Genomic DNA, 19,875 nt, shown 5'->3' on the forward strand with positions numbered 1-19,875 from the left:
GCCCTGACGGGCGTCTCGTGACAGGCCCTGCCTCGGAGCCTGCCCCGGATTTCGTTCCCGGCTCGCGCACGCCCGCTCACCTGGGTCGTTCCCCATGTGGAACCTCCTCGGCGGAAGACGGCGCCCAGCCGTACCTGAGAGAACAGAAAGCGCTCTCGCGATCGGATCGTCCTGCCCCTTCTGGACTTTTGTCAAGACTAGGTTTAACTTGCAGGAAACTCGCGAGATCTTTGAGAAAGCGCTCTACCTGATTCAGGAGATCCCTGGATCAAGTCTGTGAGCTGCTGAAACGTGTGAAAACTCCAGGGAACGTTCCCTGGAGGTCACGACGATCGTTATCTCTCAGCCCATTGACAACCCCACGGGCCCAGCTCGACCCTCACTCCAGGGAACGTTCTCTTCATGATCAAAAATAGGAAGGTTCCATCGGCATGTCTCACCCCCCTCGCCGCCGTGCCGCGCGGCTGCTGGTGCCCCTGATCGCCGCTTCCCTCCTGGCCGCCGCCTGTGGTGGCGGGGAGAGCACGCCGGCCCCCGGAGCCGCCAGCGGCAGCGCCGCCGCCCCCGCCGAACCGGTCAAGCTGACCGTCGCCCTCTTCAGCGACTTCCACTACGGGCCGCTGTACGAGGAGTTCAAGAAGACCCACCCGAACGTCGAGATCACCGAGCGCCGGGCGCAGTTCAACGACCACCACAACAACCTGGTCACCCAGGTCGCCACGGGCGCGGGCGCGGCCGACGTCGTGGCCGTCGAGGGCGGCTTCATCGCCACCTTCCGCGAGGTCGCCGACAAGTTCCACAACCTGAACGACTACGGCCTGAACTCGCGCCAGTCGGAGTACCTCGACTGGAAGTGGCAGCTGGGCCTGTCGAAGGACGGCTCGCAGCTCATCGGCCTCGGCACCGATGTCGGCGGCCTGGCCATGTGCTACCGGCCCGACCTCTTCAAGGAGGCCGGCCTGCCCACCAACCGCGACGAGGTCAGCGCCCTGTGGCCGACCTGGGAGCAGTACGTCGAGGCCGGCAAGAAGTTCGTCGCCGCCGGCGGCAAGGCCGCCTTCACCGACGGCCCCGGTGAGCACTTCCGCGCCATGGTCGAGCAGGCCCCGGTCGGCTTCTACGACACCAGCGACAAGGTCGTCGTCGGCAGCAACCCCGACGTGCGCAAGGCCTGGGACGTCGCGGTCTCGATGATCCAGAACAAGCTGTCGGGCAAGCTCACCGCGTTCACCCCCGAGTGGACCACCGGCATCGCCAAGGGCACCTTCGCCACCATGGTCTGCCCCGCCTGGAAGACCGGCGTGATCAAGGACCAGAAGCCCGGCGAGGGCACCTGGGACATCGCGGCCGTGCCCGGCGGCGGCGGCAACCAGGGCGGCACCCACCTGCTCGCCCCCAAGCAGGGCAAGCACCCCAAGGAGGCCGCCGAGCTGATCAACTTCCTGACCAGCAAGGAGAGCCAGCTCACCCTCTGGAAGGACGCCTCGGCCCTGCCGTCGCTGCCCTCCCTCTACGAGGACCCGGCCGTCGCCACCTTCGTGAACCCCTACTTCGGCGACGCCCCCATCGGCAAGATCTTCACCGACGCCGCCAAGGCGCTGAAGCCGCAGTACACCGGCCCCAAGTCGGGTGACGTGAACGTCGCCATGGGCAACGGCCTCGGCCGCATCGAGCTCCAGGGCCAGGACCCGGAAGAAGCCTGGAAGCAGGCCGTCGCGGACTCCGAGAAGATCAAGTAGCCGTACGCCGCGGGGTGGCCCCACCGGGTCACCCCGCCTTCCCCTGAAAGGAGCGCCATGGCCACGCGTGCCCCGGAACGCGCAGCGCCGCCACGGCGACCGGGGGGCAAGCGACGGCTGACCGGCCGCCACTGGCGGCACGCGGTCGACGTCAAAGCCTCGCCGTACGCGTACGTCGCGCCGTTCTTCCTGCTGTTCTGCGCCTTCGGGCTGTTCCCCATCGGCTACACGCTCTGGGTGAGCCTGCACGAATGGACCCTGCTGGACGACGAGCACACGTTCGTGGGCCTGGAGAACTTCCGGGTCCTGCTGGCGGACTCCTACTTCTGGAACGCCACGTTCAACACGCTGTCGATCGGCCTGTTGTCGATGCTGCCGCAGCTGCTGCTGGCCCTGTGGCTGGCCCATCTGCTGAACCGGCCGCTGCGGGCCCAGAACTTCTTCCGCATCACCCTGCTGCTGCCCAACGTGACCAGCGTCGTGGCGGTCGTGGTGATCTTCTCGCAGATCTTCGGCCGCGACTTCGGCCTGATCAACTGGGTCATCACCAGCTTCGGCTTCGACGGCATCGCCTGGCGTGACGGCACCCTGAGCTCCCATGTGGCCATCTCGACGATGATCATGTGGCGGTGGACGGGCTACAACGCGCTCATCCTGCTGGCGGCGATGCAGGCCGTACCGAGAGAGCTCTATGAGGCCGCCACCATCGACGGCGCGTCGAGCTTCACCCAGCTCCGCAAGGTCACGGTGCCGATGATCCGGCCCACCATCGCCTTCGTGGTGATCACCTCGACCATCGGCTCGATGCAGATCTTCGCCGAGCCGCTGCTGTTCGGCGCCTACACCCTCACCGGCGGACAGGACCGGCAGTACCAGACGCTCTCGCTGTTCTTCTACGAGAACTACATGCGCCTCGACTTCGGCTTCTCCTCGGCCATCTCCTGGATGATCTTCGTCTTCATCCTGATCATCGCCGGGATCAACTACCTGCTCACCAACCGGATGAAGGGAAGCATCCGATGACCGGCCGTCGGGTCAACAACCGGCTGACCTATCTCACCCTGACCGCGGTCGCGTTCTTCTTCACGATCCCGCTCTACTACTCGGTCGTGGTCGCCTCGCGCGACAACGCGTCGCTGGCGTCGGTACCGCCGCCGCTCTTCCCCGGCGGCAACTTCTTCGAGAACGTCTCCCGCGTCTTCGACACGGTCCCGTTCGGCCTCGCCATGATCAACTCGGTGCTGGTGGCGGGCTCGATCTCGATCTCGGTCATGTTCTTCTCGACCCTGGCCGGCTTCGCCTTCGCGAAACTGCGGTTCCGCGGCCGCAACATCCTGCTGCTCATGACCGTCGGCACGATGATGGTGCCGACCCTGGCCGGCATCATCCCGCTCTACATCCTCATGGTGAAGCTGGAATGGGTCGGTTCCCTGTACGCCGTCGTCGTGCCCGCCCTGGTCAACGCGTTCGGCGTGTTCTTCATGACGCAGTTCCTGTCCCGCGCGCTGCCGACCGAACTGCTGGAGGCGGGCCGCGTCGACGGCTGCACGACCTGGGGCCTGGTCTGGCACGTGGTCTTCCCGGCGGCCCGGCCGGCGGCGGCCGTGCTCGGCATGCTGACCTTCATGACGGCCTGGAACGACTACATGTGGCCGCTCATGGTGCTCACCCCGGAGAACCCGACGGTCCAGGTGGCGCTGTCGACCCTGGCCGCCGGCTACGTCAACGACTACGTGATGGGCCTCGCCGGCACCGCGCTCGGCACGCTGCCGCTCGTCATCGTGTTCGCACTTCTCGGCAAGCACATCATCGGAGGAATCATGCAGGGGGCGGTCAAGGGATGACGCCGGAAATCCAGTTTCCCGAGAGGTTCATCTGGGGCGCCGCCACGGCGTCGTACCAGGTGGAGGGGGCCGCCCGGGAAGACGGCCGCGGCCCGTCGATCTGGGACGTCTTCGCGCGCACCCCCGGCAAGGTCGCCGACGGCCACACCGGCGACATCGCCTGCGACCACTACCACCGCTACCCGGAGGACGTGCGCCTCATGGCCGATCTCGGCCTGGGCGTCTACCGGTTCTCCACCGCCTGGCCCCGGGTCGTGCCCGACGGCTCCGGCCCGGCCAACCCGCGCGGCCTCGACTTCTACGAACGCCTGGTCGACGAACTGCTCGGCGCCGGGATCACGCCGTACGTGACCCTCTACCACTGGGACCTGCCGCAGAACCTCGAAGACCGCGGCGGCTGGGCCGCCCGTGACACGGCCTACTACTTCGCCGACTACGCGGCGGCCGTGCACGCCCGGCTCTCCGACCGGGTCACGACGTGGACCACCCTGAACGAGCCGTGGGTCTCGGCGTTCCTCGGCTACGGCAGCGGCGTGCACGCCCCCGGCGTCACCGACCCCTCGGCCGCCTTCAAGGCGGCCCACCACCTGCTGCTCGCCCACGGCCTGGCCGCCCAGAACCTCACCGGCACCCTCGCGCTGACGCTGAACATGGCCCCCGTGGTCACCCCGGCCCAGATCCTGGACGCGGGATTCGCCCTGTCGCAGGGGGACGCCGACGCCGTCAGGCTGGTCGACGCCCTGCTCAACCGCCAGTTCCTCGACCCGGCGCTGAAGGGCACCTACCCGGCCGAGGTCCTGGAGATCGTCGAGCGGCACGGCGGCCTCGACCACATCCGCGACGGCGACCTGGAGATCATCAACCAGCCGCTCGACCTGCTCGGCATCAACTACTACAACCCGTGCGTGGTCCAGGCGTCGCCCGGCGCGACGGCGCCCCTCGCGTGGCCCGGCGCCGACGGCGTCGACTTCGTCTCCATCGAGGGGCCGCAGACCTCCATGGGCTGGCCGATCATCCCGTCGGGCCTGTCGCGCCTGCTGGTCCGGCTGTCGCGCGACTACCCGGACGTCGGCCTGCTGGTCACCGAGAACGGCGCCGCCTTCCACGACAAGGTCGTCGGCGACCGCGTACCCGACAGCGACCGGGTCGCCTACCTCGACGGACACCTGCGCGCCTGCCACGAGGCCATCGCCGAGGGGGCCGACCTGCGCGGCTATCTGGTCTGGTCGCTCTTCGACAACTTCGAGTGGGCGGAGGGATACCACCAGAGGTTCGGTATCGTGCGGATCGACTACGCCACGCAGCGCCGCCTCCCCAAGGACAGCGCTCTGTGGTACCGGGATGTCATCCAGCGGAACGGCATCGAGTGAAACGTCCAACCTTGGAGGCGGTCGCCGCCCGCGCCGGCGTGTCCAAGTCGACCGTCTCAAGGGTGGTCAACGGCGACACGACCGTGACGCCGAACTTCCGCGAGCTGGTGCTGCGGGCGGTGAACGAGCTCGGCTACGTGCCCAACTCGGTCGCCCGCAGCCTGGTGACCCAGCGGACCAACTCGATCGCGCTGGTGGTCTCCGACCCGCCCGCCGGCCTGTTCTCCGACGACCCCATGTTCTCGGCCGTGGTGCGCTCGGCGTCGCGGGCGCTTGAGGCGGCGTCCAAGCAGGTCGTCCTGATGCTCGCCGGGTCCGACGAGAGCCGGGTCCGGGTCCAGGAGTACGTCGCCGCCGGGCACGTCGACGGCGTGATGCTGGTGTCGTTCTACGGGGCCGACCCGCTGCCCGCGGCCCTGATGCGGATGGGCCTGCCGATGGCCTCCTTCGGCAAGCCCGTCTCAGCCCCCTCGGTCCCCTACGTCGACAACGACAACCTCGGGGGAGCCCGCCAGGCCGTCGAACACCTGCTCAGCCGGGGCCGGCGGCGGATCGCCACCATCTCGGGCCCGCTCGACATGATCGCCTCACAGGACCGCCTGACCGGCTACCGGGAGACGCTGCGCGACACCGGCCGCCGCTCGATCATCGCCGTCGGCGACTTCACCCGCGTCTCCGGCGACCAGGCCATGTGCCAGCTCCTCGAAGACGACCCGGGCCTCGACGCCGTCTTCGCCGCCAACGACCTGATGGCCATCGGCGCCCTCCACGCCCTGCGCAGGGCCGGCCGCCGGGTCCCCGACGACGTGGCCGTGGTCGGCTTCGACGACATAGAGGCCGCCCTCTACACCGACCCGCCACTGACCACGGTACGCAGCCCGATGGCCGACCAGGCGTTGGCAGTGGTCAGCCTGCTCCTGGGCCTGTTCGACGACGGCCGCACCGACCCGGTGATACTGCCGACGGAACTGGTCGTCCGAGAGTCGACCTGAGGCGCGTCGGGAGCACGGTCGATCTCATGTCCCGGACGCGGGACGTCACGTGCCGCTGGACTCAGGAGTGAGGTCCGCGCGTCATGTCCCGCCGTTAAGTGGGAGCGCAGTCGGTCCAGCGCTCCCCGACGCGGGCGTCACGACCCGCGGGAAGGTCGCCCTCGATGCGGGGCGTCACGTCCCGCCGAGGTCGGGACCGTGGCCTCACGACGCCCGACAGCCCCGGCATGGATCCTCGGAGGGTCGCCACCCACCTGAGGAAAGCACCATGTCATCCAAGCCCATCGTCGCCGCCGTCGGCGTTCTGCTCGTCATGGATCTGGTCGGCGCGGTTCTCTCCGTGTCGACCGGGCTCAACGCCACGTTCTCCGAGGCGCTCGGCCCGACCGCCCGGCTCTCGGCGCCGCTCCCGATGATGGTCGCGCAGGCGATCCTGGCCTTCGCGGTCACCCGGGAACGCCGGGCCGTCGCGATCCCGGCCGCCGCGCTGCTGGTCGTCGCGGGGGTGCTGGCGTTCGTCTCCGGGTTCTTCGACGGCGGCTACACGGCCGACCTGACCCCGGGCCAGCGGACCTTTCAGGTCACCCTGATCACGGGGCACCTCGTTCTGAGCACGCTGGCGGGGCTGCGGCTCACGCGGCTGCTGCGTTCACCGGCATAGCGCCTGCTGGACCACCGGTCAGCGGTGTAGCGCTGTGGACTGCCGGTCAGCGGTGCAGCGTTTACTGGGCTGCTGATCGGCGGCGTATTGCACCTTCGACCGCTGGTCACCGGCGTAGCACTTGTTGGACCGCTGATCGGCGGCGTGTTGCACATTCGACCGCCGGTCAGTGGCGTAGCGCCTACTGGACCGCTGGTCAGTGGCTTAGCGCCCGTTCGACCGCTGGTCAGCGCGGTAGTGCCTACTCGACCGCTGGTCACCGGGGTAGTTCCTACTTGGCCGGTGGTTAGCGGCGTAGGGCCCATTCGACCGCTGGGCAGCGGTTCATGACGACGTCGAGGCCGGCTGCCAGGGCGCGGTCGCCGGCTTCCTCGTCGTAGACGTCGAGGGGGAGCCACACCGCGCCCGCTCCTACGGCGATGGCTTCGTCGATGACGCCGCCCGCGAAGGCGGTGCGGCGGTAGACGGCCACGACGTCGATCGGGACTGGCACTTCGGCGAGGGTGCGGAAGGCCGGCTCGCCCAGGACGGGGGCGCCGTCGGGGTGGATCGGGATGACGCGTTTGCCGCGTTGTTTCATCAGTTTGGCCTGGTTGAACACGGTCCGGCTGGGATCGCCGGACAGGCCGACGAAGGCCCAGGTCGTCGTGTCGTTCAGCAGGCGTCTGATGACCGTCAGGTCGGCGAAACGATCTCCCATGTCTTGGTGCAACAAGCCGATCATCGCGTCTCTTCCGGCACAGGTCAGGCCCGGTTTCACGACGGCACCCGTGACGTTTGCCCACGGAGGATTGGTTGAACTTGTAACTAGAAGCTCTTGGGGTTATCCGGAATTCTTCCTGTTAGCAGAAAGCAGGGAGATGGCAGTGAATGACCAGTATGAGCTTTATTGCCTCGCGGACCGGCTTTTCTACGACACCGCCGACCGGCGCGGAACCGAAATTCCGGATTTCGCCGTGGCAGGACGTGAGGTCCCGCGTGGCTGGTCCCACCAGCCGTCCGACACCTGGTTCCACTACGCCCCGACCGGCCACGATGTTCCGCCGCAGGGCTGGAAGATCCACGTGTCGGCCGGGCTGGCCGACGCGGCGCGGGTGCTGGAAATCGTCTGGGATTATTGCGTCGAACGTGATATCCCATTCAAATTCCTGCGCAGCCGTTCGGTCGTCACGATGCTCAACTCGAAAGGGGCCGAGCGCGGCGCGAGCGGCAAACTGGTCACCATCTACCCCCGCCACGACTGCCTGGAGCTGACGCTCAAGGAGCTCGACGGCCTGCTGGCCGGGGTGCGCGGGCCCTACATCCTCAGCGATCTCCGCTACGGCGACGGGCCCCTGTTCGTCCGCTACGGCGGGTTCGTGGCCCGGCGCTGCGTCGCCGCCAACGGCGACCTCGTGCCGGCGATGGAGAACGACCGGGGCGAGCTGGTGCCCGACGTCCGGGGGCCGTCGTTCACGATGCCCGACTGGGTCGAGCTGCCCGACTTCCTGCGGCCCCACCTGGAGGCCAGGAACGCGGTCACCACGGCCGAGCTGCCCTACGCGGTCGAGTCGGTCATGCACTTCTCCAACGGAGGCGGCGTCTACCTCGCCACCGACCGGCGTACCGGCGAGCGGGTCGTGCTCAAGGAGGCCCGGCCGATGGCGGGGCTCGACGCGGCCGAGCGCGACGCGGTGGCGCGGCTCCAGCACGAACGCGAGGTGCTGCGGCGGCTCGACGGGCTCGACTGCGCGCCCGGCTACCGCGACTACTTCGTGCTCGGCGACCACCACTTCCTGGTGATGGAGTTCGTCGACGCCACCCCGCTCCAGCGCACGCTGGTCCGCACCTTCCCGCTGAGCAAGGCCGACGCGACGGCCGAGTCGATCGCCGCCTACACGGTCTGGGCGCTCGACACACTGCCCAAGGTCCGGGCCGCAGTCGAGGCGCTGCACGAACGCGGGGTGGTCTTCTGCGACCTCCACCCCAACAACATCCTGATCACGCCCGAAGGGCGGCTCGTCCTCATCGACTTCGAGGTCGCGACCTTCATCGAAGACCGAGGGCGGTCGGTGCTGGCCCATCCGGCCTTCCAGGCGCCGGCCGACCGCCGGGGCGCCGACGTCGACCACTACGCCCTGGCGTGTCTCACGCTGGGCCTGTTCGCCCCGCAGCTCACGATCACCGTGCCGCTGGCGCGGGCCAAGGCCGGCCAGCTCGGGCGGCTGATCGTCGACACCTTCCCGGTGCCGCCCGAGCTGATCAAGCGGGCCGTCCACACGATCAGCGGCTCCATCGGGGGCGGGCCGACGGCGAGCGTGACCCTGGGCGATCCGATGGCGGCGATGGCGCGGGCGATCCTGGCGAGCGCGACGCCCGAGCGGTCCGACCGGCTGTTCCCCGGCGACGTCGCCCAGTTCCGGCCCGGCGGCGGCGTCAACCTGGCCCACGGCGCGGCCGGGGTGCTGTTCGCGCTCGACGCCGCCGGCGCCGGGCGGTTCCCCGATCTCGAAGAGTGGCTGCTGCGCCAGCGGCCCGACGCGCCGCCCGGCTTCTACGACGGCCTCCACGGCGTCGCCTACGTGCTCGACCGCTTCGGTCACGTCGACCGGGCGCTCGACCTGGTCGACCGGGCGATGGCGGGGCCGTGGCGCGAGCTCGACCTCGGGTTGTGGTCGGGGCTGGCCGGCATCGGGCTCAACCTGCTCCACCTGGGCCTCGACGCCCGCCCGCTGGTCGAACTCTGCGCGGCGCGGCTGCCCGACGACGTACCCGCGACGTCGGGCGGCGCGAACCCCAGAGCCGGTCTCCTCTACGGACTGAGCGGCCCCGCCCTGCTCTTCCTGCGCGCCTACGACCACACCCGCGACCCCGCCCTGCTCGACCTGGCCGAACGGGCGCTGCGCCTCGACCTGAAGCGCTGCGTCACCACGCCCGACGGGTCGTTGCAGGTCGACCAGGGCTGGCGCACCCTGCCCTATCTCGACGAGGGCTCGGTCGGCATCGCGATCGTGCTGGCCGACCTGCTGCGCCAGCGGCCCGGTTCGCCGCTGGCCGCCGCCCTGCCCGACCTGCTCAAAGTGGGCCGCTGCCGGTTCTTCGTGCAGCCCGGCCTGTTCTCCGGGCGGGCCGGGATGGTGCTGGCCGACCGGACTCTGATCCCCGGCCTCGACTGGCACGTCCTGCCCTACCGCGACGGGATCGCCTTCCCCGGCGACCAGCTGCTCCGGCTGTCGATGGACTTCGCGACCGGCACCGCCGGCGTCCTCTACGCCCTCAGCGGCACCCCGTTGCCCTTCACGCATCCACTTGGCGCGGAACCCTACGCCGTGCCCGGTGGCGCCCCCTCTCACCCACCGGCCAAGGAGGTGATCGGGGCCCCGAACAGCTAGCTCCACCTTTCTAAAGATCTCGAATGTCCTCCCGATAGAGAAACTTTCACAAAGGAGCATGACCATGGTTCTTCTCGACCTTCAGGCGATGGAGCTTCCCGGCGGCGGCAGCGGTCACGGCGGCGGCGGCCACGGTGGCGGCGGCAGCACGCTGACCCTGCTCGGCTGCGCGTCCCAGACGCCCAGCAACCTGAGCCTGCTGCTCTGCCACTAGGCACCCGATCGGGGCCCTGGGCTCGCGGGAGCCCAGGGCCCTCCCCGTTTTTCGAAGTCTCCGCCCACGTGAAGAGAGGGACTCGGCGTTGCGGACGGCCGACCGGCTGACAACCGAGGCGATCAGGCGTAGCGGGCCCGCGGCGGGCGTGCTCGCCGCTGTCGCGCTGGTCGGCGCCGGCCTTGAGCTGGCACTGCCGTTCGTGCTCGGCCGTGCCGTCGACACCTTCTCCCTCACGTGGGTGGTCTGCGCCGGGGCCGTCGTGGTGCTCCTCGTCGCCTGCGACGGTCTCGGTGTCTATATGAGCGCCACCGGTGGCGCGCGGGCGGCGGCCTGGCTGCGCCACCGGGCGCTCTCCCATCTGCTCGGCGCCGGTCCCGGGGTGACCCGGCGCATCCCCGAGGGCGACCTGGTGACCCGCCTCGGCGTCAACGCCGAAGAGGCCGGGCGCGCGGCCGACGCCGTCGTCGCGTCGGTGGCGCTGGTCGTCCCGTCGGCCGGGGCGCTGGTGCTGCTCGTGCTGATCGATCCCTGGCTGGCGCTGACGCTGGCGGGCGGGCTGGTCGCGATCGCGTTCGTGCTGAAGCGGTTTTTGCGGGTCTCCACGGTGATCGCCGGCGGCTACCAGGAGGCGCAGGCCGACATCGCCGCGCGCCTGGTCGAGGCGGTCGGCGGGGCCCGCACCATCGCGGCGGCCGGGACCGCCGAACAGGAGACCCGGCGGGTGCTGACCGCGCTTCCGGTTGTGCGCGGCCACGCGATGGCGCTCTGGAAGGCCAACGCCGACGCCGGGGTGCGGGCCGCGATCGTGGTGCCGCTGCTGGAGGTGCTGGTGCTGGCCGTGGGCGGCTGGCGGCTGGCCGCCGGCGAGTTGTCGGTCGGCGAGCTCTACGCCGCCGCGCGCTATGTGGTCATCGGCGCGGGTCTCGGCCCGGCGATCGGATCACTGGGCCGGCTGGCCCGCGCCCGTGCGGCCGGCGCCCGGCTGGCCGACGTGCTCGACGAATGCCCGAGGGTCCACGGGGTGCGGGTGCTGCCGCCCGGCCCGGGAACCTTGACCTTCCGCGACGTGCCCGGCCTCGATCTGGAGATCCCGGGCGGCGCCTCGGTGGCGGTGGTCGGCACGGGCACCGCCCGGTTCGCCCGTCTCGCGGCGCGGCTCGACGACCCCGAGACCGGCGAGGTGCTGCTCGACGGCGTGCCGCTGCGGTCGCTGACCCGGGAGTCGCTCAGAACCGCCGTCGGCTACGCCGTCGCCCGGCCCCACCTGGTCGGAGACACCGTCGCCGACGCGACCGGCGGCTCCCGCTCCGCGGCCGTGGCCGCCGGGGCCGACGACTTCATCCGCCGCCTGCCCCACGGCTACCAGACCGCCCTCGCCGAGGCCCCCATGTCGGGCGGCGAACGCCAGCGGCTCGGCCTGGCCAGGGCCTTCGCGAAGGGAAACCGCCTGCTGGTGCTCGACGACGCCACCTCCAGCCTCGACACCATCACCGAACGCCAGGTCTCCATCGCCCTGTCCGGCGACACGCGCACCCGCGTCCTGGTGACCCACCGGGCCGCCGTCGCCGCGCGCGCCGACCGGGTGATCTGGCTGCACGACGGGCGGCTGCGCGGCCACGACCGCCATTTGGCCCTGTGGCACGACCCCGCCTACCGGGCGGTCTTCCAGGGCGGGGAGGCACGATGATCCCGGGTCGTGGCGGGGTCGTGTGGGTCCGCCGGTCGTGCCTTTCCAACCGGCCACGTCTTTCCAACCGGCCACGTCTTTCCAACCGGCCGCGCCGTTCTAACGGGCCGTGTCTTTCCAACGGGCCGTGCCGTTCCAACGGGCCGTGTCTTTCCAGCGGGCCGCGCCGTTCCAGCCGGCCGCATCTTTCCAACGGGCCGCGTCTTTCTAACCGGCCGTGTCTTTCCAACCGGCCGTGCTCTTCCCGCCGGTCGTGCTTTTCCACGGGCCGAGGTGGGGGGCGATCGTGATCTCCTTCGGGCACCGGACCCGCGTCGGGGTGTTCCTCTGGCGGGCCTGTCACGCCCAGCCGGGCCAGGTGCGGCGGTTCGTGGTCTGGTCGCTGGTCGAGGCCGCGCCGGCGTTCGTCATCGGGCTGGCCGTGGCGCGGGCGGTCGACGCGTTCGCCGCCCATCAGGCCGTCGCCGGGCTCTCGTGGACGTTCCTGCTTGGCGTCTCCTGGGTCTTCGCCGCCGTCGGGGCGCGGCAGGTGGTCGTCACGCTGGCGGGCATCGTCGAGCCAGTCCGCGAAGAGCTGCTGACCGCGACGATCCGGGGCGCGCTGGAGGCGGGAGAAGACGACCCCGCCGCCGTGACCCGGGCCAACCTGCAGGTCGAGGTGGCGCGCGACGCGCTGACCGGGGTGATCGGGTCGGTGAAGGCGTTCGTGTTCGCCTTCCTCGGGGTCGTCGCGGGGGTGGCGGCGCTGATGCCCGAGCTGCTCCTGCTGGTGCTGCCGCCGCTGCTGCTCGGGCTGGGGGCCTTCCTCTTCTCGCTGCCCGCGCTGGCCAGGCGGCAGCACGCCTATCTGCTCGCCGACGAGGCCACCGCCGAGAGCCTGGTCACGGTCACCGCCGCGCTGGGCGACATCGCCGCGTCGGGCGACGAAGACCACGCCGCCCGCTACGCCGGGGCGCGCTTCGACGGCCAGCGCCGCGCGGCCGGAAAGCTGGCGGTCGTCACCACGCTCCGGACCGTCGTGCTCGGGACGGGCGCCTGGGCGCCGATCCTGCTGGTGCTCGCCTACGCGCCCCGCCTGGGGGCCACCCCGGGGGTGGTGCTCGGCACCCTCGCCTACGTGATGCAGTCGCTCACGCCCGCGCTGTTCAACCTGGCCAGTGGGCTGGGGGAGAGCGGGGTGCGGCTGTGGGTCACGCTGTCGCGGTTGCGGGCCGCGCTGCCGCCGCCCCGGCAGGAGACCCGCAGGGCCGACGGGGTGCACACCGAGCTGAAGGGCGTCACCTTCGCCTACGGGCCCCGGGCGCTGCCGGTCGTCGACCGCCTCGACCTGGTCATCCCCGAAGGGGAGCACCTGGCGGTCGTCGGGCCGAGCGGGATCGGGAAGTCCACCCTCGCCGCGCTGATCGCCGGGCTGATCGTGCCCGGTCAGGGGCGGGTCACGGTCGGCGGGGTGCCGGCCGCCCGGCTCGACCGGGGGCAGCGGACGCTGATCCCGCAGGAGGCGTACGTCTTCCGGGGCACCGTCGCGGAGAACCTCGGCGACCGCGACCTCCGGCTGATGCGGCAGGCGCTCGACGCCATCGGTGCCGCCCACGTGAAACTCCAGGCCACCGAGCTCGACCCGGCCGAGCGGCAGCTCGTGGCGCTGGCCAGGGCCTATCTCGCCGAGGCCCCGCTGGTCGTCCTCGACGAGGCGACCTCCCGCCTCGACCCGGCGGCCGAGGCCCGCGTCGAGCAGGCGTTCGCCGAGCGCGGCGGCACCCTGATCGTGGTCGCCCACCGCATCAGCTCGGCTCTGCGGGCCCGCAGGGTGCTGGTCATGGACGGCACCCGGGTCGTCGCCGGCACCCACCAGGAACTCCTCGCCGCCTCCCCCCTGTACGCGGATCTGGCCGGGCATTGGGACCCCCGACTCAGGCAGGTGTCATGATCGAGATCATTCACGGGCACGTCGTCTCCGACCCCTACCGCTGGCTGGAAGACCCCGACTCCGACGAGACGCGGGCCTGGCAGGCGCAGCAGGAGGTGGTCTGGGGCAGCCAGCTCCTCCCCGGCCGCGACCGGTTCCGGGCCAGGATCGACGAACTGAGCGACACCGGCGTCGTGGGCGCCCCGGTCTGGCGGGCGGGCACCGCCTTCCGCGTGCGCCGCGATCCGGGCCGCCGCCTGCCGGTCCTCTACGCCGGCGACCGGGTCGTGCTCGACCCCGAGGCGATCGACCCCGGCGCGACCACCCTGCTCGACGCCTGGCACCCCTCGCCCGACGGGCGGCTCGTCGCCTGCCAGCTCTCGCGGGGCGGCGACGAACGGTCGGAGCTCTACGTCCTCGACGCGCAGACCGGGGCCCTCGTCGACGGTCCGATCGGGGGGTTGCGCCACTCGCCGGTGGCCTGGTTGCCGGGCGGCGACGGCTTCTACTACGTGCGCGACCGGCGGGCCCGCGTCCATCGGCTCGGCGGCGACGACCTCGACGTGGCCGCCGCCGACGGCATCGCGCTGAGCGCCGACGGCCGCTGGCTGACCCTGTCGGTCAACCGAGGGCCGGGCAACGACGTGTGGTTGTGCGACCTGGTGACCCCCGCCCGGCGGGTGGTCCAGCACGACGTCGCGGCCCGGTCGGCCGTGGCCGTGGGGGGCGACGGGAGGGCGTACATGATCACGACCCTCGACGCCCCCCGGGGGCGGCTGCTGGTCGGCGACCCGGCCGCGCCCGGCGACTTCCGCGAGCTGGTGGCCGAGGATCCCGAGGCCGTGATCGCCGACTTCGCCCTGCTCGACGGGGTTCTCCTGGTGGCGTGGGTGCGCCACGCCATCGCGGAGGTCTCCGTCCACGATCCCGAGACCGGGGAGCGTCAAGGAGCGGTCCCGCTCCCCGGTCTCGGCTCCATCGGGCGGATGTCCGCCCGCGACCACGAGGTCTGGTTCACCTACTCCGACTACGTCACCCCCGAGAGCGTCTACCGCTACGACGCCCGCACCGGCGAGACCACCCTGTGGGAGGCGGCGCCGGGCCGGGCCGAGCTGCCCGAGATCGAGTCGCACCAGGTGGTCTACCAGTCGGCCGACGGCACGCCGGTCCGGATGGTCGTGCTCGGCAGGGGGCTGCCGGGCCCCCGGCCGTGCATCCTCTACGGCTACGGCGGGTTCGGGGTGCCGCTCACACCCTCCTACTCCTCCTACGTGCTCCCATGGCTGGAGGCGGGCGGGGTCTTCGCGTTCGCCCAGGTCAGAGGCGGCGGCGAAGAAGGGGAGGGGTGGCATCGGGCGGGCATGCGGGGGCGGAAGCAGAACTCGTTCGACGACTTCGCCGCCGCCGCCGAGACCCTGATCGCGGCGGGTTGGACCACCCCCGGCCTGCTCGGGGTGACCGGCGAGTCGGGCGGCGGGCTGCTCGTCGGCGCGCTCGTCACCCAGCGGCCCGAGCTGGTGTCCGCCGCCGTGTGCTCGGCGCCGGTGCTCGACATGATCAGGTTCGGCAGGTCGGGGCTCGGGAGCTCGTGGGTGCCCGAATACGGGTCGGTCGACGATCCCGAGCAGTTCGCCTGGTTGCTGGCCTACTCGCCCTATCACCACGTCAAGGAGGGCGTCGACTACCCCGCGACCCTCTTCACGGTCTTCGACGGCGACAGCCGCGTCGACCCCCTCCACGCCCGCAAGATGTGCGCCGCCCTGCAGGGCGCGACCTCGGGGGTGCGCCCGATCCTGTTCCGCCACGAGACCGGGGTCGGCCACGCGGGCCGCTCGGCCGACCGGGCGGCGGGCCTGGCCGCCGACATGCTGGCCTTCCTGGCCCGGGAGCTCGGCGGCCTCGACGGTTAGGGCTCAGGCCGACCGGGGCAGCGGGAGGGCCAGGGCCGACGGCGGGGTGGTGGTCAGCGAGATCTCGAACCAGACCTTGTTGCGGCCGCCCTCCCTGACCACGCCCCACCGGTCGGCCAGGGCGTCGAGCAGCGGGAGGCCGCGCCCGTTCGTGGCAGACGGGTTCGCGTAGCGGGCGCACGGGGGTTCGGGCGAGCCGTCGTCCTGGACGCACACCCGCACCTCGGCGGCCGAGAACCAGACCGTCACGGTGAACACGCCGCCGTCGCCCGATCTGGAGTGCACGACCGCGTTCGTGGCGATCTCGCTGGTGAGCAGCACGGAGTCGTCGTGCAGCGGGTGGTCGCGGCCGATGGTGGCCGAGACCAGGCGGCGGGCCAGGACGACCTGGTCGCGGCCGCCCGCGAGCCGCGCGATCTTCGTCGTGTCGATGGAGTCGAGTGTGGTGACGTTCCCCGAACCGTTCATGCGTCCTCCTCGATGACTGCGCAAAGAAGACGCGCCGGTACGTGATCCGAGATGTCACGCGAAGGTGCGACTGTGCTTCCCTGAGGGAACCGGCCCTGCCGTAGCGTTGGACCATGCTGACGCTGATGGCGGTGCACGCCCACCCTGACGACGAGGTCATGGGCACCGGGGGGAGCTTCGCGAAATACGCCGCCGAAGGGGTGCGTACGGTCCTGGTGACCTGCACGAACGGGGAGCAGGGCGACGGTCCCGGCGGGGTCAAGCCGGGGGAGCCGGGCCACTCGGAAGACCAGGTGGCCAAGCAGCGGCTCGCCGAGCTGGCCGAGTCTGCCGGGCACCTGAACATCACCCACGTCGAACTGCTCGGATATCACGATTCGGGCATGGACGGCTGGGCCGGCAACCACAGCCCCGACGCCTTCGCCAACACCGACTTCGACCAGGCCGTGGCGAAGGTGGCGGCGCTGATGGAGAAGTACCGGCCGCAGGTCGTGGTGACCTACGACGAGAACGGCAACTACGGCCACCCCGACCACATCCAGGCCCACCGGGTCGCGGTGGCGGCGGCCGAGGCGACCGAGATCCCGGCCAAGTTCTACTACACGGCCGTGCCGCGCCGGATCATCCAGGCGTCGTACGCCGCCATGAAGGCGCAGGGCATGGACCCCGGATGGGACCTCCCCGACGACTTCGGCACCCCCGACGAGCTGATCACCACGGTGGTCGACACCCACGAGCAGGCCGACGTGAAGCTGGCCGCGCTGCGGGCGCACGGCAGCCAGGGCGACAGCATCTCCCTGCTCTCGATGCCGCCCGAGACGCAGCGGCTGGCCATGTCGGCCGAGCACTTCATCCGGGTGGTCAGCAAGGTCGAGGGGCCCGACCACGAGGACGACCTGTTCGCCGGGCTGCGATGAAGATCCACGTCCCCGACGAGGTGCTCGACGACCTGCGGCGGCGGCTCGAACTGACCCGGCTGCCCGCCGACGAGGGCAACGACGACGGGTTCTACGGGGTGCCCGTCGCCCGGGTGCGGGAGCTGGTCGGCTACTGGCTCGACGGCTACGACTGGCGCGCGGCCGAGGCCGCCATCAACGCCTACGACCACGAACTGGTCGAGGTCGACGGCGTGCCCGTCCACTACCTGCGCCGCCCCGGCGTCGGGCCCGACCCGACCCCGTTGATCCTCACCCACGGCTGGCCCTGGACGTTCTGGCACTGGTCGAAGGTGATCGACGCCCTCGCCGACCCGGCCGCACACGGGGGCGACCCGGCCGACGCGTTCGACGTCGTGGTGCCGTCGCTGCCCGGCTTCGGCTTCCCCGGCCCGCTGCACGACCGGCCCGACCTGAACTTCTGGATGGTCGCCGACCTCTGGCACACGCTGATGACCGACGTGCTCGGCCACGAGCGCTACGCCGCCGCCGGCTGCGACATCGGCGCGCTGATCAGCGGCCAGCTCGGCCACAAGTACGCCGGCAGCCTCCACGGCATCCACATCGGCTCGGGCCAGAAGCTCACCCTGTTCAACGGCGACCGGGGCTGGGACCTGGCCCAGGGCCAGGTGCTGCCCGACGACCTGCCGCCGGAGATCAGAGACCGGATCGTCGCGCTCGACCGGCGGTTCGCCTCCCACCTGGCCGTGCACGTGCTGGACTCCTCGACGCTCGCGCACGCGCTGTCCGACTCCCCGGCGGGCCTGCTGGCCTGGCTGCTCAAACGCTGGGACGGCTGGAGCGACGGCGCCGCGTTCACCCCCGACGACCTGCTCACCCACACGATGATCTACTGGGTGAACAACTCGATCGGCACGTCGATGCGCTACTACGCCAACGCCAACCGCCACCCCTGGACGCCCTCCCACGACCGCGTGCCGCAGATCGAGGCCCCGACGGGCATCACGTTCGTCGGCTACGAGAACCCGCCCGGCGTCACCACCGACCAGCGGGTGGCCGCCTTCGCGGCGAGTGACCGGGGCGGCTGGTACCACCACGTGAACCTGACCGCCCACGACCGGGGCGGCCACTTCATCCCGTGGGAGATCCCGGAGGAGTGGGTCGACGACCTGCGGCGCACGTTCAGGAAGATCCGGGGTTAGCGCGGCGCTCGTAGAGGGCCTTCTCGCGGGCGTTCCGGGTGAGCCCGGCCGCCTCGCGGAAGGCCGCCCTGGCCTCCTCCGCCCGGCCGCCGCGGTCGAGCAGGTCGCCGCGGACGGCCGCGAGGTGCGGGTTGCCGGTGAGGGGCAGGCCGTCGAGGATCGCCAGCCCGGCCTCCGGCCCTTCGGCCATGCCCACGGCCACGGCGCGGTTGAGCTCGACGATCGGCGAGGGGGCCACGTGGGCGAGCAGCCGGTAGAGGTCGGCCATCCGGGCCCAGTCGGTGTCGGCGAAGGTCAGGGCCCTGGCGTGGACGGCGGCGATGGCGGCCTGGAGGCCGTAGGGGCCGAGGACCCCGGTCGACTCGGCGCGGGCCAGCGCGTCGAGTCCCCGCCGGATCAGGAGCCGGTCCCACCGCGAGCGGTCCTGGTCGGCGAGCAGCACCGGCTCCCCGTCGGGCCCGACGCGGGCGGCCAGCCGGGACGACTGGATCTCCAGCAGCGCCTGCAGGCCCGCCGCCTCGGAGGACGCGGGCATCAGCGCCGCCAGCACCCGGGCCAGCCGCAGCGCCTCGAAGCACAGGTCCGAACGGGTCCACGACTCGCCGGAGGTCGCCGCGTAGCCCTCGTTGAAGATCAGATAGATCACTTCGAGGACGGAGGCCAGGCGGGCGGGCAGCTCCTCGGCGGGGGGCAGCTCGATCGGCACCTTCCGCAGCGCCGTCTTGGCCCGGTAGACGCGCTGCCCGATGGTCGGTTCGGGCACCAGGAACGCGCGGGCGATCTCGGCCGTGGTCAGGCCGCCGAGCAGCCGCAGGGTCAGCGCCAGCCGCCCCTCGACGGCCACCTCGGGATGGCAGGCCGTGAAGATCAGGGTCAGCAGCTCGGGTTCGGGGCCGGGCTGCGGCCGCAGCGCGAGTTCGCGGAGTTTCTCCTCGTAGACGCCCTGCCGCCGCAGCTGGTCGATCGCCTTCCGCTTGGCCGTCGTGGTCAGCCAGCCGCCCGGGTTCGCGGGCACGCCCTCGGCCGGCCAGACCTCCAGGGCCAGCACGAACGCGTCCTGGGCCGACTCCTCGGCCAGGCCGAGGTCGCCGGTCATCCGGGCCACGGTCGCGATGACCTTGGCCGACTCGATGCGCCAGACGGCCTCTACGGTGCGGATCGGATCGACGGAGCCCACTCCCTCAGAATGTCATCAGCGGGAAGACGCGCGACACGCCCTCCCAGCCGGGCCACATGTCGCGGTGCAGTTTCATGAACCGGTTGGCCCACTCGACCGCCTCGGCCTCGTCGCGGACCTCGTAGATCGCGTAGCTGATCAGCTCCTTGGCCTCGGCGAAGGGGCCGTCGGAGACGGTCAGCTTGCCGCCGACGACCTCGACCTCGGCGGCCAGGCCGCGCAGTCCGCTCTGGTCGACCAGGGCGCCGGCCTCGGTGGCCTCCTGGCCGAGCCGCATGATCGCCGACATGAGCTCGGCGGGCGGCGGGGTCTCGGGCTGGGCGATGCGGGTCAGCGTGATCAGGTAGCGCATGGGTGTTCTCCATTCGTTCTCGTGTGAACCTACGACCCCTCCACGAACGGCCGGCGCGTGTTTCGACGGCCGCCGGTTAC

17 protein-coding genes are annotated in these 19,875 nt (G+C 71.2%); 13 read left to right on the forward strand and 4 right to left on the reverse strand.

What is annotated here, in order from left to right:
* Positions 1 to 431 precede the first annotated feature (431 nt).
* From AW274_RS12530 to AW274_RS12555, 6 genes are all read left to right on the forward strand, one after another.
* Positions 432 to 1,739 carry an ABC transporter substrate-binding protein gene (locus AW274_RS12530; protein ID WP_062431173.1) on the forward strand — a complete coding sequence of 436 codons (1,308 nt, stop codon included), beginning with the start codon at positions 432 to 434 and terminating at the stop codon, positions 1,737 to 1,739.
* 57 nt (positions 1,740 to 1,796) lie between these two features.
* Positions 1,797 to 2,762 carry a carbohydrate ABC transporter permease gene (locus AW274_RS12535; protein WP_083974069.1) on the forward strand — a complete coding sequence of 322 codons (966 nt, stop codon included), beginning with the start codon at positions 1,797 to 1,799 and terminating at the stop codon, positions 2,760 to 2,762.
* Positions 2,759 to 3,583 (forward strand): carbohydrate ABC transporter permease, encoded by an 825-nt coding sequence (locus AW274_RS12540; protein WP_062431174.1) that lies wholly within the window; start codon positions 2,759 to 2,761, stop codon positions 3,581 to 3,583. Before AW274_RS12535 ends, AW274_RS12540 begins: the two co-directional genes overlap by 4 nt.
* A complete protein-coding gene (locus AW274_RS12545) occupies positions 3,580 to 4,953 on the forward strand; it encodes a GH1 family beta-glucosidase (protein WP_062431175.1) in 1,374 nt (457 codons plus the stop codon). The genes AW274_RS12540 and AW274_RS12545 overlap by 4 nt, the downstream gene beginning before the upstream one ends.
* A complete protein-coding gene (locus AW274_RS12550; RefSeq protein ID WP_062431176.1) occupies positions 4,950 to 5,945 on the forward strand; it encodes a LacI family DNA-binding transcriptional regulator in 996 nt (331 codons plus the stop codon). The genes AW274_RS12545 and AW274_RS12550 overlap by 4 nt, the downstream gene beginning before the upstream one ends.
* 268 nt (positions 5,946 to 6,213) lie before the next feature.
* Entirely contained in the window at positions 6,214 to 6,606 is a 393-nt protein-coding gene (locus AW274_RS12555) for a hypothetical protein (RefSeq protein ID WP_062431177.1), read from the forward strand.
* A gap of 286 nt (positions 6,607 to 6,892) precedes the next feature.
* Here the strand turns inward: AW274_RS12555 and AW274_RS12560 are convergent, their stop codons facing one another.
* A complete protein-coding gene (locus AW274_RS12560; protein ID WP_062431178.1) occupies positions 6,893 to 7,306 on the reverse strand; it encodes a CoA-binding protein in 414 nt (137 codons plus the stop codon).
* A gap of 160 nt (positions 7,307 to 7,466) precedes the next feature.
* Here AW274_RS12560 and lanKC point away from each other — a divergent pair, with 160 nt between their 5' ends.
* The 5 genes from lanKC to AW274_RS12580 all read left to right on the forward strand — a co-directional run bounded on the left by lanKC (position 7,467) and on the right by AW274_RS12580 (position 15,700).
* On the forward strand, positions 7,467 to 9,977 hold the full coding sequence (gene lanKC, locus AW274_RS12565) for a class III lanthionine synthetase LanKC (protein WP_083974071.1): 2,511 nt from the start codon (positions 7,467 to 7,469) through the stop codon (positions 9,975 to 9,977).
* A 64-nt stretch (positions 9,978 to 10,041) separates the two neighbouring features.
* Entirely contained in the window at positions 10,042 to 10,191 is a 150-nt protein-coding gene (locus tag AW274_RS40200) for a SapB/AmfS family lanthipeptide (protein ID WP_137248581.1), read from the forward strand.
* 88 nt (positions 10,192 to 10,279) lie between these two features.
* Positions 10,280 to 11,881, forward strand: a complete 1,602-nt coding sequence (locus AW274_RS12570; RefSeq protein ID WP_062431180.1) for an ABC transporter transmembrane domain-containing protein — start codon at positions 10,280 to 10,282, stop codon at positions 11,879 to 11,881.
* A 217-nt stretch (positions 11,882 to 12,098) separates the two neighbouring features.
* Positions 12,099 to 13,811 (forward strand): ATP-binding cassette domain-containing protein, encoded by a 1,713-nt coding sequence (locus AW274_RS12575; RefSeq protein ID WP_232320092.1) that lies wholly within the window; start codon positions 12,099 to 12,101, stop codon positions 13,809 to 13,811.
* Entirely contained in the window at positions 13,808 to 15,700 is a 1,893-nt protein-coding gene (locus AW274_RS12580; protein ID WP_062431181.1) for a prolyl oligopeptidase family serine peptidase, read from the forward strand. The genes AW274_RS12575 and AW274_RS12580 overlap by 4 nt, the downstream gene beginning before the upstream one ends.
* 3 nt (positions 15,701 to 15,703) lie before the next feature.
* Here the strand turns inward: AW274_RS12580 and AW274_RS12585 are convergent, their stop codons facing one another.
* Positions 15,704 to 16,168, reverse strand: a complete 465-nt coding sequence (locus AW274_RS12585; RefSeq protein ID WP_062431182.1) for an ATP-binding protein — start codon at positions 16,166 to 16,168, stop codon at positions 15,704 to 15,706.
* Between the two features lie 113 nt (positions 16,169 to 16,281).
* Here AW274_RS12585 and AW274_RS12590 point away from each other — a divergent pair, with 113 nt between their 5' ends.
* Positions 16,282 to 17,085 carry a PIG-L family deacetylase gene (locus tag AW274_RS12590; protein WP_062431183.1) on the forward strand — a complete coding sequence of 268 codons (804 nt, stop codon included), beginning with the start codon at positions 16,282 to 16,284 and terminating at the stop codon, positions 17,083 to 17,085.
* A complete protein-coding gene (locus tag AW274_RS12595; protein WP_062431184.1) occupies positions 17,082 to 18,266 on the forward strand; it encodes an epoxide hydrolase family protein in 1,185 nt (394 codons plus the stop codon). Before AW274_RS12590 ends, AW274_RS12595 begins: the two co-directional genes overlap by 4 nt.
* On the opposite strand, the gene AW274_RS12600 is transcribed toward AW274_RS12595, so the two are convergent.
* A complete protein-coding gene (locus AW274_RS12600; protein ID WP_062431185.1) occupies positions 18,247 to 19,443 on the reverse strand; it encodes an RNA polymerase sigma factor in 1,197 nt (398 codons plus the stop codon). The two genes, AW274_RS12595 and AW274_RS12600, sit on opposite strands and share 20 nt — an antisense overlap.
* 4 nt (positions 19,444 to 19,447) lie before the next feature.
* Entirely contained in the window at positions 19,448 to 19,795 is a 348-nt protein-coding gene (locus AW274_RS12605) for a YciI family protein (RefSeq protein ID WP_062431186.1), read from the reverse strand.
* Between the last annotated feature and the right edge of the window lie 80 nt (positions 19,796 to 19,875).

Source organism: Herbidospora daliensis, from assembly GCF_001570585.1.
In the GTDB taxonomy this organism is placed as follows: Bacteria; Actinomycetota; Actinomycetes; order Streptosporangiales; family Streptosporangiaceae; genus Herbidospora; species Herbidospora daliensis.

Coding starts and splice junctions, on each gene's coding strand:
- AW274_RS12530 (WP_062431173.1), top strand. CDS start 432: ATGTCTCACCCCCCTCGCCGCCGTGCCGCGCGGCTGCTGGTGCCCCTG.
- AW274_RS12535 (WP_083974069.1), top strand. CDS start 1,797: ATGGCCACGCGTGCCCCGGAACGCGCAGCGCCGCCACGGCGACCGGGG.
- AW274_RS12540 (WP_062431174.1), top strand. CDS start 2,759: ATGACCGGCCGTCGGGTCAACAACCGGCTGACCTATCTCACCCTGACC.
- AW274_RS12545 (WP_062431175.1), top strand. CDS start 3,580: ATGACGCCGGAAATCCAGTTTCCCGAGAGGTTCATCTGGGGCGCCGCC.
- AW274_RS12555 (WP_062431177.1), top strand. CDS start 6,214: ATGTCATCCAAGCCCATCGTCGCCGCCGTCGGCGTTCTGCTCGTCATG.
- AW274_RS12560 (WP_062431178.1), bottom strand. CDS start 7,306: ATGGGAGATCGTTTCGCCGACCTGACGGTCATCAGACGCCTGCTGAAC.
- lanKC (WP_083974071.1), top strand. CDS start 7,467: ATGGCAGTGAATGACCAGTATGAGCTTTATTGCCTCGCGGACCGGCTT.
- AW274_RS40200 (WP_137248581.1), top strand. CDS start 10,042: ATGGTTCTTCTCGACCTTCAGGCGATGGAGCTTCCCGGCGGCGGCAGC.
- AW274_RS12580 (WP_062431181.1), top strand. CDS start 13,808: ATGATCGAGATCATTCACGGGCACGTCGTCTCCGACCCCTACCGCTGG.
- AW274_RS12585 (WP_062431182.1), bottom strand. CDS start 16,168: ATGAACGGTTCGGGGAACGTCACCACACTCGACTCCATCGACACGACG.
- AW274_RS12590 (WP_062431183.1), top strand. CDS start 16,282: ATGCTGACGCTGATGGCGGTGCACGCCCACCCTGACGACGAGGTCATG.
- AW274_RS12595 (WP_062431184.1), top strand. CDS start 17,082: ATGAAGATCCACGTCCCCGACGAGGTGCTCGACGACCTGCGGCGGCGG.
- AW274_RS12605 (WP_062431186.1), bottom strand. CDS start 19,795: ATGCGCTACCTGATCACGCTGACCCGCATCGCCCAGCCCGAGACCCCG.